At 59.7% G+C, this 16060-nt stretch carries 13 protein-coding genes; 6 read left to right on the top strand and 7 right to left on the bottom strand.

The features are described from left to right. Positions 1 to 17 precede the first annotated feature (17 nt). The 5 genes from GOX63_RS04400 to GOX63_RS04380 form a co-directional block, all read right to left on the bottom strand. A complete protein-coding gene (locus GOX63_RS04400) occupies positions 18 to 827 on the bottom strand; it encodes a zinc-dependent peptidase (RefSeq protein WP_170325270.1) in 810 nt (269 codons plus the stop codon). A gap of 97 nt (positions 828 to 924) precedes the next feature. Beyond that, a complete protein-coding gene (locus GOX63_RS04395; protein WP_170325269.1) occupies positions 925 to 1425 on the bottom strand; it encodes a bactofilin family protein in 501 nt (166 codons plus the stop codon). Beyond that, positions 1415 to 2740, bottom strand: a complete 1326-nt coding sequence (locus GOX63_RS04390) for a DUF5930 domain-containing protein (protein ID WP_170325268.1) — start codon at positions 2738 to 2740, stop codon at positions 1415 to 1417. Before GOX63_RS04390 ends, GOX63_RS04395 begins: the two co-directional genes overlap by 11 nt. 179 nt (positions 2741 to 2919) lie before the next feature. Next, positions 2920 to 3735, bottom strand: a complete 816-nt coding sequence (locus GOX63_RS04385; RefSeq protein ID WP_170325543.1) for a ferritin-like domain-containing protein — start codon at positions 3733 to 3735, stop codon at positions 2920 to 2922. A gap of 85 nt (positions 3736 to 3820) precedes the next feature. Further along, complete coding sequence (locus tag GOX63_RS04380; RefSeq protein WP_170325267.1) at positions 3821 to 4282, bottom strand: peroxiredoxin; 462 nt, start codon at positions 4280 to 4282, stop codon at positions 3821 to 3823. Between the two features lie 68 nt (positions 4283 to 4350). On the opposite strand from GOX63_RS04380, the gene GOX63_RS04375 reads away from it, so the two are divergent. The 4 genes from GOX63_RS04375 to GOX63_RS04360 all read left to right on the top strand — a co-directional run bounded on the left by GOX63_RS04375 (position 4351) and on the right by GOX63_RS04360 (position 10880). Further along, positions 4351 to 7728: a YhdP family protein gene (locus tag GOX63_RS04375; protein ID WP_367646692.1), complete on the top strand. Its 3378-nt coding sequence runs from the start codon at positions 4351 to 4353 to the stop codon at positions 7726 to 7728. A 31-nt stretch (positions 7729 to 7759) separates the two neighbouring features. Further along, entirely contained in the window at positions 7760 to 8806 is a 1047-nt protein-coding gene (queA, locus tag GOX63_RS04370; protein ID WP_170545052.1) for a tRNA preQ1(34) S-adenosylmethionine ribosyltransferase-isomerase QueA, read from the top strand. A 114-nt stretch (positions 8807 to 8920) separates the two neighbouring features. Beyond that, positions 8921 to 10192, top strand: a complete 1272-nt coding sequence (locus GOX63_RS04365) for an MFS transporter (RefSeq protein WP_170325265.1) — start codon at positions 8921 to 8923, stop codon at positions 10190 to 10192. A 109-nt stretch (positions 10193 to 10301) separates the two neighbouring features. Continuing rightward, positions 10302 to 10880, top strand: a complete 579-nt coding sequence (locus GOX63_RS04360; RefSeq protein ID WP_170325264.1) for a DUF924 family protein — start codon at positions 10302 to 10304, stop codon at positions 10878 to 10880. Here the strand turns inward: GOX63_RS04360 and GOX63_RS04355 are convergent. Further along, complete coding sequence (locus GOX63_RS04355) at positions 10877 to 11311, bottom strand: hypothetical protein (protein WP_170325263.1); 435 nt, start codon at positions 11309 to 11311, stop codon at positions 10877 to 10879. The genes GOX63_RS04360 and GOX63_RS04355 overlap by 4 nt on opposite strands. Before the next feature lie 215 nt (positions 11312 to 11526). On the opposite strand from GOX63_RS04355, the gene lpdA reads away from it, so the two are divergent. Further along, positions 11527 to 12921: a dihydrolipoyl dehydrogenase gene (lpdA, locus tag GOX63_RS04350; protein ID WP_170325262.1), complete on the top strand. Its 1395-nt coding sequence runs from the start codon at positions 11527 to 11529 to the stop codon at positions 12919 to 12921. Between the two features lie 138 nt (positions 12922 to 13059). Here the strand turns inward: lpdA and GOX63_RS04345 are convergent, their stop codons facing one another. Beyond that, entirely contained in the window at positions 13060 to 14448 is a 1389-nt protein-coding gene (locus tag GOX63_RS04345; protein WP_170325261.1) for a M20/M25/M40 family metallo-hydrolase, read from the bottom strand. Between the two features lie 322 nt (positions 14449 to 14770). Here GOX63_RS04345 and hemA point away from each other — a divergent pair, with 322 nt between their 5' ends. Further along, complete coding sequence (gene hemA, locus GOX63_RS04340; protein WP_170325260.1) at positions 14771 to 15994, top strand: 5-aminolevulinate synthase; 1224 nt, start codon at positions 14771 to 14773, stop codon at positions 15992 to 15994. The last annotated feature ends 66 nt before the right edge of the window (positions 15995 to 16060 follow it).

The following is a 16060-nucleotide window of genomic DNA, read 5'->3' as shown; positions in this document are numbered from 1 at the left end:
TCGGTTTTGACTGGGGGTTACCCCCAACTGGCCGGGTCCAGCCGAAACAGTTTCGACAACTGTTCGTACACGTCGGGAACGGCGGCTTTCAGTTGCCGTGGCTGTTCAAAGAAAACCTCGACTGAGACGGCAAAGAACTCTTCGTGGCCGGTCGCTCCATAGGGGTCAATGACTGTGTGCTGACCGTGTTCCACAGCGCGCACATGGGCGTCATAGGCGGTCAGAAAGACGCGTTCCCATTCGGCAAAGCTCTGCCCGTCGCTGAGGATCGGAACGCCGTTGGTACCGCCTGACAGGTCGTCGACCTGATGCGCAAACTCGTGCAGCACGACGTTCTGACCGTCCCGGTCATTCATCGCCCCTGCCTTGCTGTGTCGCCACGACAGGATCACCGGCCCACGATCCCAGCTTTCCCCGGTACGCACGATTTCCTTCTCGCTGAAGACATAGCCCTCCTGCCTGCGTTGGCGCGACTTGAAGGCATTGGGATAGATCAGGATCGTTGTCAGGTGATCATACCAGAGGTCACTATTCACCAGCAGCAGACTGGCCTGCGCGGCGATGGCAAGCTCCATTTCTTCGGTGACCTCCAGCCCGTCGCAGCCGTAGAATTGTACCTGGTTCAGAAACAGGTTCACCTTGCCGTCCAGTTTGGCCCGCAGATCAGGGGGCAGGCGGCGGGTCAGTGGCACCTGCTGTTCGATGACATTGCGTTGGTGGTCGGTCAGAGGGGTGGCCAGCAACTCTTGCCGCGCCTGCGACTTGGACCAGTGGCGGTACAGAAAAAAGCCCGCGATCAGCAGGAGGATTGAGAAAAAGACCAGCATGTCAGAACCCTATACCGACCGGCCTCATCGGCAAGAGCAAAAGAAAAACGCCGCAGGGTGACCCGCGGCGTTTATGTATTCGGATACCAGGTCAGCGTTACTGCTTGACCTCTGCCGCCGGGTTGGCGCCGGCCTTGGCGCTGCGGCCCGGGTTCAGCGGATCGTCCTGACGCTGCACCGAACCTTCGAAATGCGCGCCGCTTTCGATGGCGATGGTCTTGTGGATGATGTCGCCTTCGACACGCGCGGTCGAGGTCAGGCGCACTTTCAGACCGCGCACGCGGCCCACGATGCGGCCGTTGATTACGACGTCATCGGCGGTGACTTCGCCTTTGATGGTGGCGGTTTCGCCAATGGTCAGCAGATGCGCGCGGATGTCGCCTTCGACCGTACCTTCGACCTGAATGTCGCCGGTGGTCTTCAGGTTACCCGTGATGTGCAGATCCGAGGACAGAACCGATGCCGGAGGCTTGGGCTTGGGCGCAGTGCTGGCCTTGTTTTCTGCCGGTGCAGGGGCCGCAGGGGTCGCCGGAGCGGCAGGCTTTGCCGTCTCAGGAGCGTTGGATGCGGGTTCGTTGATTTTGCTCTTAGAAAACATTTCTCGCAGCCTTGATGTAAGTCATTGGGTTTACAGGTTTTCCGTTTACGCGGACTTCATAGTGTAAATGCGTGCCGGTAGACCGTCCGGTGCTACCCATATCAGCAATATGATCCCCGCGCGAGACCCTTTGACCAACCTTGACGCGGATCTTGGTGTTATGGGCGTAAAGTGTCTCAATTCCAAAGGCGTGGCGGATCTTAACCAGCCGCCCGAAACCGGATTGCCAGCCTGCATGGGTGACTACGCCATCTGCGGTGGCGAAGATATCCGTGCCCTGAGCACCAGCAAAATCGACGCCGTTATGCATGCGCCGCCCGCCGGTTTTCGGGTCCCGGCGCGTGCCGAAACCACTGGTAAACCGCACCACGGAATTCACCGGATTGGCGAACGGCGCTTTTTCGGCGGCAAGGCGGTACAGGTTCAGCTGATCCATCTGCTGCAGCAAAACATTTGCGCGGATCTCGTCGGGGGTCAGGTCCTCGCCGCGCGTGCTGAATGAGATGGGGGTCAGGGGTCCGCCCATACCGCTGTAACCGCGGCGGACCTCTTCAATAATACGGTCGGTGGGCATACCGGCCTGGCGGAACATCTTGTCCAGTGGCTCGACTGAGATCACCATCGCCTCTTCCAACTGGCGGAAGATCTCGTCGCTGCGTTCCTGCATCAGCTGGATTTCCAGCTCAAGCTCGTCGCGCTGGTCCAGTGCGTCCTTGGCATCTGCCGCAATCTGGTCGCGCTCCTGCGCGGTGCGGGCCAGCGCCTCGGTCATAAAGTTCATCTGTTCTGGCGAGGCCAGAGCGGTCACGTACATGTCGCCGTCACCGGCCTCGACCTGTACGTCGGCCAGTTCGGTACGGGCCTCTTCGCGCTGTTTCATAGTGGCGCGCAGGGTGGTCTGGATCACCTCGATCCCGGTCTCAAGCTCGCGACGGCGGTTTTCCGAGGCCAGCAGTTCCGACTGCATCGCGGAAATCTGTTTCAGCGCCGCGTTGAACCGGTCCTGTGCGGCCAGAGCCTCTTGAGCGCGGGCGTCGCGTTCGGTGGACAGGATGTTCAGACGTTCCTGATAGGTTGCCTGATCCCGTTTGGCCTGTTCGCGGAAGTTGCCCGACCCGATGCTGTCCATCAGCAGAATCGCCGTGGCAACGGCCGTCCAGCCGACGATCACCGCAACACCGGCGACAGCCGCGACCTGCGTTTCCGAACTGAGCCGGATGAACCGCGTGTCGTTGTCAGATTTCAGGAAAACCCGGCGTTCCGGGAAATGCCGCTCGAGCAGTGAGTGTAGTTTGATTGCCAGACGTGTTCGCACGCGTCTTCACCTCTCATCCCCAAGATCGGGACCGGTTGTGAGTGATGTCCGTCCCTTGGGCGCATTGCATAGAGCGGGCGCGTGCTTTGGGCAAGTTTGTTAACCAGTTCACACAAGAATGCCCCATATTCCCGCCAATTCTCGGCGGGAAATTGCCGATAACGTCAAGTTGAGCGCGTTTAATGCGCGGATCCGGGCGGCGGCAGGTCTTCCGTCAGCGGCCAGTAGAAGTCGGGCGGCAGCCCGGCCTCGGCGCGTTTTTCCTCGTTGAACGGAGGCTTCAACACCCCGTGGAAGTAGCGCCGCACCAGTTGGTGAAACACATCCTTGGGGTCGGCATTTTCGCGCCCACACAGGAAATGGAACCATTTCGAGCCATAGGCCACATGGCCGACCTCTTCGGCATAGATGACCTCGAGCGCCGCGATTGCCTTTTCGTCCTTGGCCTTGCGGAAGATGTCGATCATGCCGGGGGTGACGTCCAGACCGCGTGCCTCGAGCACCATGGGAACCACGGCCAGGCGCCCCATCAGATCCTCGGCCGTATCTTCGGCGGCGCGCCACATGCCAGCATGGGCGGGCAGGGCGCCGTAGTGGCTGCCCATGCTTTCCAGACAATCACAGACCATCTCGAAATGGCGCGACTCCTCCTCGGCGCATTTGACCCAGTCATCGTAAAAGCCGATGGGCATCGGTATGTGACCAAAGCGAGCGATGATGTCCCAATGCAGGTCAACCGCGTTCAACTCGATATGCGCGACCGCATGCAGCAGGGCGATGCGCCCCGCCTCGGTTCCAGGTTTGCGTTTCGGAACCTCGCGTGGAGACAGCAATTCGGGCCGATCCGGTCGCGCCGGTTGCAACGGGGGCGACGCGGTGCCGATCTCCATCGCGGGCGCTTCCCCTTTGCGGGATGCGAACCACGCCGACGCATGGCGTTTGGACAGGGCGGTCTTTTCCCGCCCGTCCGCCGTGGTCAGAACTTCGGTCGCCATCTGGGTCAGTGTTTTCGACACCGGGTATCTCCGCTTGGTCAGGTGCGCGGGTCTTAGACCGGATGGCGACCGTGGTCGAGAGGGGTCACAGGGCGCGCACGGCCTCCAGCACCTCGTCCACGTGACCGGGCACTTTGACCTTGCGCCAGACGCGGGCGATCTTGCCCTCGGCGTCGATGATAAAGGTCGAACGTTCGATCCCCATCGACTTGCGCCCGTACATGTTCTTTTCAACCCACACGCCGTAATCCTCGCAGACCGAGGAGCCTTCATCCGACAAAAGCGGCGTGGTCAGGCTGTGCTTGGCAACAAACTTGTCGTGCTTGGCGACGCTATCGCGCGAGATGCCGAAAACTTGAGCACCGGCATCGGCAAAGGCTTGAAGTTGTTCCGAGAAACCGATGGATTCCTTGGTGCAGCCCGGCGTATCATCACGAGGATAGAAGAACAGAACCACTGTGCCACCGCGTAGGGCCGACAAGGTGACCTCGCCGCCTCCGTCGCGGGGCAAAGTGAAATCAGGGGCGATGTCTGAAACGTCGGGCATTGGAAACTCCGCTAAAGTTTTTTAAGGGCTGCCCGAGATCATAGGGCGGCGCAAGCGGGTTGGAAGGCGTGGATAAAAAATTGGTGCAGCACGAAGACAAAAGTGCGACGCAGCCCGGGAAACCCCGGCGGCGCCGCTCGAAGCGTCGTATTGCCGCGCATTTTTCCATCTGGACGTGCCTGTCGATTGGCTTGCTGGTGTTTGCGGGCTGGTTTTTTCTATTCGGTCAGAACCTGCACGCGCCAGAATGGGTGCGCCACAAGGTCGAACAAAGGCTGGAGCAAAGCCTGGGCGGGCTGAAATTCAGCTTTGGTGATGCCAGCTTCATCGTCAACGAAGACTGGCGGCCTCGTCTGAAATTGACGGATGTTACCATCAGCGATGCCGCCGGGCAGCAGATTGCGCGGGTTTCGGATTTGCGCACCCGCCTGTCCATGCGCGGTTTGCTGCGTGGGCAGATTCGCCCGCGCCGTATCAGCGTACGGGGGGCGCAATTCGATTTGACCCGGGGGCTGGACGGTGCCTTATCGCTGACCGTCGGGTCGGGAAGTGCCCCGGTGCAGGAGGCACCGGATCTGGCGCAACTGATCGAGCAATCGGATGATGTGTTCCTTTCACCGATCCTGTCGGGGCTGCGTTCGGTCGAATTGGACTCCCTGACGCTTGATTACAAGGATCTGCGATTGGGCCGCGCCTGGGTATTTGACGGCGGCCACATCACGGCCACCCGCAGCGGGGACGAAATGCATCTGGCCACCGGATTCTCGGTTCTGACCGGGCGCGACTATGCCAGCTCGATTGAGGCGAACTATACCAGCGTTCTGGGCACGCCTGAGGCACGGTTCGGCGTCGCGATCACGGATCTGCCCGCCGAGGACCTTGCCGGGCAGACCCTTGCACTGTCCTGGCTGCAAGTACTAAAGGCGCCAATCTCGGGTGCTTTACGCGGTAGTGTCGACAGCAACTCGGCGCTGGGGCCAGTATTTGCAACATTGAACCTCGGGGCGGGTGCGGTGCAGCCGACACAGGAAACGCGCCCGATCCCGTTTGAATCCGCCAGCACCTATTTCACCTACACCCCCAGCCGTCAGGAATTGGATTTCAACGAAGTGTCGGTGGTCTCGGCCTGGGGAGCGTTTCAGGGTGAGGGTAAGGCCTTTTTGAACGGAATCGAAAACGGTGCGCTGGAAAGCCTGACCTCGCAGCTGAGCTTCAGCAGCATCAACATCAACCCGGCCAACCTGTTCCCTGAATCGTTGAAATTAGCGCGGGCCGAGCTGGACATGCAGATGAAATTGGCCCCGTTCGAGTTGCGACTGGGACAGATCATGGTCCAGGACGCCAATTATCAACTGCTGGGCTCGGGCAAGTTGACCGGCGAACCGGAAGGCTGGGCGGTGCAGGTGGATGCGCATCTGGACCACATGAATGCGGATCAGTTGCTGGACTACTGGCCAGACCGTCTGGCGCCGAAGCCGCGGATATGGGTGGCGGACAACCTCTATGAGGGGCAGTTCTCGGACGTTGATTTTGCCTTGCGGCTGCTGCCCGGAAACAAGCCGGATATCTATCTGGATTTCGGGTTCGATAAGGCAAAGATACGATTTGCCAAGACCTTGCCGCCGCTTGTTAATGCGCAGGGGCAGGCCAGTCTGATCAACAACCGGTTCACGGCTACGGCAGAATCCGGGGTCGTTATTGCGGATCAGGGTGGTTCCATTGATGCCACCGGCACCTCGTTCATTATCCCTGACACGAGTATCAAAGGAGTGTCTCCGTCGATCACCCGGATCACCGCCAAAGGCAGTGTTACGGCGGCAATGTCGCTGCTGGATCGGCCACCGCTTGAGCTGCTGACCAAGGCGAACCTGCCTGTCGATCTGGCGGCGGGTGAGGTGAGCCTGGCCGGCACTCTGTCTTTGCCGATGAAGAAAGGCCTGAAGTTCGAAGAGACCGAGTTCCACTTTCTGGGCGAGATTGACGACGTGAAAAGCGACAGGTTGGTGCCTGGATTTTCGGTCAGCGCCGCCCGGCTTGACCTTCAGGGTGACCAGACCGGGGTTGAGGTTTCGGGCAACGGGCTGTTTGGCGATGTTCCGTTACGGGCCACCTGGCGTCAGCCCATCGGAGGCACCGAACCACAGCGCAGCGAACTGACTGGGCAGATCGAACTGTCCCCCCGCCTGATGACCGAGTTGAAGGCCGGTCTGCCGCAGGGGATGCTGACCGGACAGGGCACAGCCGATATCACGTTGGGCATCGGTGCCGGTACACCGCCGAAACTGACGGCGTCATCCAACCTGGCGGGTGTCGCTCTGTCCATTCCCGAACTGGGCTGGCGCAAGGGGGCGGGCTCGACCGGCTCGATGACCGTCGCGGCGACGCTGGGCAGCAACCTGCGTGTGGATGAGCTTAAGCTGGACGCTGCCGGGTTGCGTACCACTGCCTCGATCTCGTTCCGCAACGGGGATTTTGACCGGGTTCGGTTCAGCTCGTTCGATCTGGGCAATTGGTTGGCGGTGCCAGCCGAACTGGTCAATAGCGGCGGTTCTGTGCCGGATATCCGTGTGTTGGGCGGCGTAATGAACCTTGGGCGCGCGAATTTCGGTAGTAGCGGTGGCGGAGCGTCCGGGCCCGGTCCGCGTCTGGATGTGACGCTGGATCGCCTGCAAGTCACCGAGACCATTGCCCTGACCGGGTTCAAAGGCGCGTTTCAGACCACCAGAGGCGTTAACGGTGCCTTCACCGCCAAGGTGAACGGCGGTGCCGCGGTGCGCGGGCAGGTCTCGCCGCGCGCAGGCCGCAGTGCGGTAACGCTGACCTCGGGTGATGCGGGTGCGGTTCTGCGATCTGCCGGAATGATCACGCAGGCGCGCGGCGGATCGATGAACCTGCAACTGGAACCGGTCGCGGGCCCCGGTAACTACGATGTAAACCTGAAAATCACGGACACGCGCATCAAGGACGCACCGGCGATGGCCGCGCTGCTGAATGCCATCAGCCTTGTGGGTCTGCTGGATGAAATGGCCGGGCAGGGCATCTTTTTCGGAACCATCGATAGCCGGATGCGTATCACGCCAACGCAGGTCAAAGTTCTCAGCGGTAGTGCGGTCGGGCCTTCGATGGGCCTGTCTTTTGACGGCACCATCGACACGGTTAACGGATTGCTGAACCTGCGCGGCGCAATCTCTCCGATCTATCTGGTCAATGCGATTGGAAGTGTCTTTACCAAGAAGGGCGAGGGCATCATTGGATTCAACTATACTCTGACCGGGCCGCTGCGACAACCGAAAGTGTCGGTCAACCCTCTATCCGGATTGGCACCGCTGTTCCTGCGCAACCTGCTGAGGCCGCCGGCACCCAAAGTCACTGACGGGCCCAATGCGCTGCCGGTCAAACCAGATGAACCGAAGCGAACTTTCGGAGCACCCGCATCAGACCGTTGAACTGGCAAGTCGAGCGCTGTATGGCGCGGCCATGAAACTCAGCGATTTTGATTTCCATCTGCCCGAAGACCTGATTGCCACGCGGCCCGCCAACCCGCGGTCCTCGGCGCGTTTGCTGGTGGCCAGTGGCGATGCGGTGACGGATGCGCATGTGTTCGACCTGCCCGATTGGCTGCGACCCGGCGACCGGCTGGTGTTGAACGATACCCGCGTGATCCCCGCACGCCTGAATGGCCGCCGCCACCGCGACAGCGCGCAGGGGCCGGTATCCGCGGCGATCGAGGCCACCTTGTTGGACCCGCAGGCCGATGCCACATGGGCGGCGCTGATCAAACCGCTGAAGAAGGTTAAGCTGGGTGAAGAGATCCAGTTCTCCGACGACCTCAGCGCCACGCTGGACCGGGTCGAGGACGGACAGGCCTATCTACGCTTCAACCGGACGGGCGAGGATTTCGATGCCGCGCTGGAGCAGGCCGGCGCGATGCCGCTGCCGCCCTATATCGCCGCCAAACGACCGGCGGATGAGCAGGACAAGACCGATTACCAGACGATCTGGGCGCGCAATTCGGGCGCGGTCGCGGCCCCCACGGCCTCGTTGCATTTCGATCAGGCGCTGATGCAGGCCCTTAAGGCCCGTGGTGTCACGTTTAGCCATGTGACCCTGCATGTGGGCGCGGGCACCTTCCTGCCGGTCAAGGTCGAGGACGTGACCACGCACAAGATGCATGCCGAATGGGGTAAGGTCAGCGCGACTGCGGTCGAGAAAATCCGCGCTACCAAAGCGGCTGGCGGTCGGGTCATTCCGGTTGGCACCACCGCGTTGCGGCTGATCGAAAGCGCGGCGCGCTCGGGTCAGATCGAGCCGTGGGAGGGTGATACCGACATTTTCATCTATCCCGGCTTCCAGTTCCACGTCACCGACGCGCTGATGACCAATTTCCACCTGCCAAAATCGACATTGTTGATGCTGGTTTCTGCGTTGATGGGGCAGGACCGTATGCGGGATGTCTATGCTCATGCGATTGAACGGAAATATCGGTTCTTCTCATACGGGGACGCGTCGCTTTTGATCCCGTAAACGGCGCGATGTCGGGATCGCGCTCCCGCAATGTCGTAGACAAGCGGGTTCTGAGCCGTTTTTCATATCAAAACGAATCCTTAAGTCCGGTCGGCAAATAGTACGGAGACCCCAATGCTTCAGGTCCTTTCCAGCGCGTGGGCGCTTCTTCTTGGTATGGGGCTTCTGATGGTCGGCAATGGCCTGCAGGGCACGATCCTGGGTGTCCGGGGCGAGATCGAGGGCTTTTCGACGCTTGAGATGTCCTTTGTGATGTCGGCCTACTTCATGGGCTTTCTGGGCGGGTCACGCCTTGCGCCCGAGATGATCCGGCGGGTCGGGCATGTGCGGGTGTTCGCGGCGCTGGCCTCGTTCATCTCGGCGGTCATGATCCTTTACCCGCTGATGACAAACCCGATTGTCTGGGTGCTGGGCCGTTTCGTCATCGGGTTCTGCTTTTCCGGCGTGTATGTCACCGCCGAAAGCTGGCTGAACAATGCTGCCAGCAACGAAAACCGCGGTCAGGCGCTGTCGCTTTATATGATTTTTCAGATGACGGGCATCATCAGTGCGCAGGGGTTGGTGGTATTGAGTGACCCGGCCGGGTTTGACACTTTTGTCATCGCGTCCATTTTGGTTTCGGTCTCTTTTGCCCCAATCCTTCTGTCGATTTCACCAACCCCGGCGTTCGACACGACCAAGCCGATGACGCTGCGAGAGTTGTTCAACAGCTCTCCGCTGGGCTGTGTCGGTATGTTCCTTCTGGGTGGAGTGTTTTCGGCCCAGTTCGGCATGGCATCTGTTTACGGTGCCCGATCGGGGCTGACCCTGGTCGAGATTTCGACCTTTATTGCTTCCTTCTATATCGGCGCGTTGGTGCTACAGTATCCGTTGGGTTGGATGTCGGATCGCATGGATCGCCGTTTTCTGATCATGCTGGTTGCGGGTGTGGGGGCCTGCGCGGCGTTTGCGGGTATGGTATTTGGGGTCACGTTCCCGATCCTGCTGGGTGCGGCCTTTGTAATCGGCGGCATGTCGAACCCGCTCTATTCGCTGCTGATCGCCCACGCAAACGACTTTCTCAACCACGAAGACATGGCCGCCGCCTCGGGTGGTTTGTTGTTCATCAACGGACTTGGCGCCATTGCGGGCCCGCTGATCACCGGTTGGCTGATGGGGGATGCCGTCTTTGGTCCTTCGGGGTTCTTCCTGTTTATCGCCAGCTTGCTGGTCATCATGGCGGCCTATGCGCTGTACCGTACGACACAGCGTGCCGCGATCCCGGTTGATGAGACCGGAACGATGTCGCCGTTCTATCCGACGGCCTCTCCGGTCGCGCTTGAGGTAGCCCAAGAAGTGGCCATCGAAGCCGCCGAAGCCGAGCAGGAAACGCAAGATGTTGCCTAAGACACAAGATTATGACGCAAGTGTTGCAATTTTTTACTGTAACAAATCTGTAAAACGTCCTTAAATGACCTTACGTCCCTGGGGAGGGCAACACGACGGAGTAAGGGCAATGGTAGGGCCTGAAGACGTATTGAGTTTTTGGTTGGATGAGGTCGGCCCCGAGGGGTGGTATCTGCAAGACGACGCCTTGGATGCTAAAATTCGCGAACGGTTTTTGACCACCTGGGAAGCCGCGAATGAAGGCAGGTTTTCTCTTTGGCTGACCTATCCCAGCGGGGCACTGGCTTACATCATTCTGATGGATCAGTTTCCGCGAAACATGTTCCGCGGCAGCGCCAAGGCGTTCTCGTCGGACCGCGCGGCCCTGTCAGCCGCCAAATGCGCGGTGGACAAGGGGTGGGACCTCAAGATCGACGAACCGGCGCGGCAGTTCTTTTACCTGCCAATGATGCACTCGGAAAACCTTTGCGATCAGGAGCGCTGTGTCCGTCTGATGTGTCAGAACATGGCGCACAGCGATCCAAGCAACCTGTTGCACGCAAGGGCCCATCGCGAAGTTATCCGCAAATTCGGACGGTTCCCTTATCGCAACGAGGCGCTTGAGCGCCCGATGACCGCGCACGAAGCGGCCTATGTCGACATGGGCGGGTACGGTGCGACGGTGCGGGAACTGCAAGCCGCCGGCTAGGACGACGGCACACATCCCCGAACAGCAATAATTCGGTCGGCAATCACGTCGGCCGATTTTTCTATTGCGGTGTTGACCAGAGTTTCCGGTGACTCGGTGATTTCCGCGATGCGGGCCTGCGAGTCCTGCATCCGCGCTTCCAGATTATCCAAGGTGACCAACGCCGTGGAAATCCGAACTTTCTCGGCGATATCTGTCACGGAGCCATCTGTTTGCAGGTTGGTCAGGTCGCTACGCAGGGCGGCAAGCTCGCCCCGAACACCGCGAATTTCGTCCTTGAGAGGCGCGACGATCTGAAGTTTTTCCTCAAAAACCGTGGTGACGCCTTCGACTGTCGATGCCAGCTTCCACCCCAGAAACAAACAGAGTGCCACCAGAATAAGAGTGGCGTTAAGCATAGCAAGCAGTAGATCCTTAAGTGTTTTGGCCATGGTAACCCTTTCTAATGACTTGGGTTAAGGAGTGAGCGGGCGGGCCCGACCCCTATGTTCTAGCCATTGAGACGTGCCCGGTATAGGCTGAATTCCGTAGAAACTGGTGCCGTTGACCCTGCGTCGCTTTTGTCGCGGGAGAGGTGTGTTGATGCGTTGCTGGATTTAGTTTAATGGTAAACTAATTTTCATTCGACCTGTGCCGAGAGGAAAACATGGCTGCACAATCTTTTGATCTGATCGTAATCGGCGCCGGTCCGGGCGGCTATGTGGCGGCTATCCGCGCAGCGCAGCTGGGCCTGAAAACAGCCGTGGTTGAGCGGGAGCATCTGGGCGGTATCTGCCTGAACTGGGGCTGTATCCCGACCAAGGCATTGCTGCGGTCCTCCGAAGTTTTCCACCTGATGGAGCGCGCCAAGGATTTCGGTCTGAAAGCGGACAAGATCGGCTATGATCTGGATGCTGTGGTCAAGCGCTCGCGTGGTGTGGCGGCGCAGCTGTCGGGTGGTATCGGCCATCTGCTGAAGAAAAACAAAGTGACCGTGGTGATGGGCGAGGCCACGATCCCTGCCAAGGGCAAGGTCTCGGTCAAAACCGACAAGGGCACCGAGGAACTAACGGCCAAGAACATCGTTCTGGCCACCGGCGCGCGGGCGCGCGAACTGCCGGGTCTCGAGGCCGATGGTGATCTGGTTTGGACCTACAAGCACGCGCTGCAACCGCCGCGGATGCCCAAGAAGCTGCTGGTCATCGGCTCGGGCGCGATCGGCATCGAATTCGCCAGCTTCTACAACACGCTGGGCGCCGATACGACCGTGGTCGAGGTCATGGACCGCGTTCTGCCGGTCGAAGACGCCGAAATCAGCGGTTTGGCCAAGAAGGCGTTCACCAAACAGGGCATGACCATCATGGAAAAGGCGATGGTCAAGCAACTGGACCGTGCCAAGGGCAAAGTCACTGCGCATATTGAGGTCAAAGGCAAGGTCGAGAAACACGACTTTGACACCGTCATCTCGGCCGTTGGCATTGTGGGTAATGTCGAGAACCTGGGGCTTGAAGCTCTGGGCGTAAAGATCGACCGCACCCATGTGGTCACCGATGAGTTCTGCCGGACCGGAGTTGAAGGTCTTTATGCGATTGGCGACATCGCCGGTGCGCCGTGGCTGGCCCACAAAGCGAGCCATGAAGGCGTCATGGTCGCCGAACTGATTGCAGGCAAGCACGCGCATCCGGTGAAACCCGAAAGTATCGCAGGCTGCACCTATTGCCAGCCGCAGGTGGCCTCGGTCGGATACTCAGAAGCGAAAGCCAAAGAGCTGGGTTATGACATCAAAGTGGGCCGCTTCCCCTTCATCGGTAACGGTAAAGCTATTGCTCTGGGTGAGCCCGAAGGTCTGATCAAGACAGTGTTTGACGCCAAGACGGGCGAACTGTTGGGTGCCCACATGATTGGCGCCGAAGTGACTGAATTGATTCAGGGCTATGTGGTTGGGCGTCAGCTGGAGACCACCGAAGAAGACCTGATGAACACGGTCTTCCCGCACCCGACTCTGTCGGAAATGATGCACGAAAGCGTTCTGGACGCTTACGGCAAGGTCATTCACATGTGATGAGCGCGGTTGGGGGGCTCTGCCCCCGCCGTTCTTTGGGCGACTGCCCCAAGATACTATTAGCCAGATGAAGCAGGTGATCCGCGCTTCATCTGGCCGAAAATACCTCGGAGCGCGAGGCAGAGCCTCGCAAACCGCCTACTTCTTCGTCAGCGCATCCAGGATGCGGGCCCAGGACCGGATGCCCTTGTGAAAGCTCTTCACGTCGTATTTTTCGTTCGGTGAGTGGATGGCGTCGTCGTCATTGGCAAAGCCGACCAGCATCGAATCCAGTCCGAGTTCGGTGTTGAAGTAGCCCACAACCGGGATTGATCCGCCCATACCAGTGAACACGGCCTCACGCCCCCATTCGTCCGACAGCGCGCCACGGGCGGCTTCGAACTCGGGGCGGTCGAGGTTCATGACCGAGGCAGGGGACCCCTCCAGGTCATTGTCCCACTCGACTTTGGCGTCGGGCGACAAGCGCTCTTCCACATGTTTGCGGATTTTGTCGCGCAGCGCGTCCGGGTCCATGTCGCCGACCAGGCGGCAGGTGATCTTGCAATGCGCCTGCGACGGGATCACCGTTTTCGAGCCAGCGCCGTTATAACCGCCCCACAGGCCGTTGACCTCGAGCGTTGGGCGGGCCCATTGCTGTTCCAGTGTCGAGTAACCCTTTTCGCCGTGCGGCTGGGAATAGCCGACCGAGTTCAGGTACTCAGCCTCGTCGAACCCGCAGTTTTCCCATTGGCGCAGCTGGTCGGCGGGCACTTCGTGGACACCTTCATAGAAGCCTTCCACCGCGACGCGCCCGGTTTCGTCGTCATAGAACGAGGCGACGATCTTGGACAATTCGCGCAGAGGGTTCAGGCCCGGGCCGCCATAATGACCCGAGTGCAGGTCGATGCGCGGACCGATGACGGTAAATTCGTCCTTGAGCATCCCGCGCAGTTGCGAGGCAATCGACGGTACACCGCGCGACACCATCGAGGTGTCGCAGACCAACGCCAGGTCAGCTTTCAATTCGGCTGCGTTTTCGCGCAGGAACGGCACGAGGGACGGAGAGCCCGATTCCTCTTCGCCTTCGAAGAAAAAGGTGATGCGGCAGGGCAGGGTGCCGTTTACCGCTTTCCACGCCCGGCAGGCTTCGACAAAGGTCATCAGCTGCCCTTTGTCATCCGAAGACCCGCGGCCGCGAATGACCGGGCCGTTGTCGGTGTCTTCGATAGCCGGGTCGAAGGGGTCACGGTTCCAAAGCTCCAGCGGGTCGACTGGTTGCACGTCATAATGCCCGTAGAACAGGACATGCGGCGCGTCGCTGTCTTCTCCGACATGGCCGACAACCATCGGGTGGCCGGTTGTTTTTCGTTTTTCGGCCGCGATGCCAATGCCTTGTAGATCGGCCACCAGCCAGTCGGCGGCCTGATCCACCTGTGCGTTATAGGCCGGGTCAGTGGAAATCGACGGAATGCGCAGCAGTTCCATCAGGCGGTCGATCGAGGTTTGCAGATCGTCGTCAATGCGGTTCAGAACAGCGTCCAGCGACATGGGGGTCTCCTGCTTTTGAGATTTGCCGGAACCCTATCAGCGCCACCGGCGCCGTCCAGTGCGCTTTGAAGGGAATGTGGTATAATATCGGAAACGCTGGCACAGGCCTGCGTCGTTTCCTCGCGTCCGATAGCCGTAACTTTACTTGTCGGAACCAGTGCGACGGGATATTTGATGCAAATCAAATATGTGATCCCAATGTTGTTTATACGTGATGGGCACAAGGGAACGCATCGGCGCTCACTCGGATTCGTCCGATGCAGGCGTCAGAACAGGATGTCCGGTCGATGGCGGCATTGGTTGGGCAGGTAAGGAGATACCGGTGGACTATACTGCTCAGCTCGATTCAGCGATTGCCAAGCTGCATGATGAAGGACGTTACCGGACCTTTATCGATATCGAACGCCGGAATGGCCATTTCCCACATGCGGTGCGGACGCGCCCGGACGGGTCGCAGCAAAACATCACCGTGTGGTGTGGCAACGACTATCTGGGCATGGGGCAAAACCCGGTTGTTCTGAACGCGATGCACGATGCGGTTGACGCAGCCGGTGCGGGGTCGGGCGGTACACGCAATATCTCGGGCACCACGGTGTATCACAAGCAGCTTGAGGCCGAACTGGCGGATCTGCACGGCAAAGAGGCGGCGCTGCTGTTCACCAGCGCGTATATTGCCAATGACGCGACGCTGAGCACACTGCCGAAACTGTTCCCCGGTCTGATCATTTATTCCGACGCGCTGAATCATGCCTCGATGATCGAAGGCGTGCGCCGCAACGGTGGCGCCAAGCGCATCTTCCGTCACAATGACGTTGAACATCTGCGCGAGCTGCTGGAGGCGGACGACCCCAAAGCACCCAAGCTGATCGCGTTTGAATCTGTTTACTCGATGGATGGCGACTTTGGCCCGATCGAGGCGATTTGCGATCTGGCAGACGAATTCGGCGCCCTGACCTATATCGACGAGGTTCACGCGGTTGGCATGTATGGCCCGCGCGGTGGCGGCGTAACCGAGCGTGATAATCTGGCGCATCGCATCGACATCATCAACGGCACGCTGGCCAAGGCTTATGGCGTGATGGGCGGCTATATCGCGGCCAGCGCGAAAATGTGCGACGCCGTGCGCTCTTATGCGCCGGGCTTCATCTTTACCACTTCGCTGCCGCCTGCAGTTGCGGCGGGGGCAGCGGCGTCTGTTGCGCATCTCAAGACTGCGCCTGAACTGCGCGAACAGCACCAGACACAGGCGAAGATTCTCAAGCTGCGGCTCAAGGGTCTGGGTCTGCCTCTGATCGACCACGGCAGCCACATTGTTCCGGTGATCGTGGGCAACCCGGTGCACACCAAAATCCTCAGCGACCGGCTGCTGGATGATTTCGGCATCTACGTACAGCCTATCAATTTCCCGACTGTGCCCCGCGGGACCGAGCGCCTGCGCTTTACCCCTTCGCCTGTGCATGGACCGGACGAAATGAACCGTCTGGTGCAAGCGATGGACGAACTTTGGTCACATTGTGCGCTAAATCGCGCCGAACTTGCCGGATAACCTCACACCAAAGTGTGCAACTTGTTTGCCGCGTGTTAAGCTTAGGCTAACAAAATAAGCGGACGA

It is taken from the genome of Ruegeria arenilitoris (assembly GCF_013031355.1).
In the GTDB taxonomy this organism is placed as follows: Bacteria; Pseudomonadota; Alphaproteobacteria; order Rhodobacterales; family Rhodobacteraceae; genus Ruegeria; species Ruegeria arenilitoris_C.
Note: the sequence above shows the minus strand (reverse complement) of the source record. Positions and strands in the feature narration are given on the sequence as shown.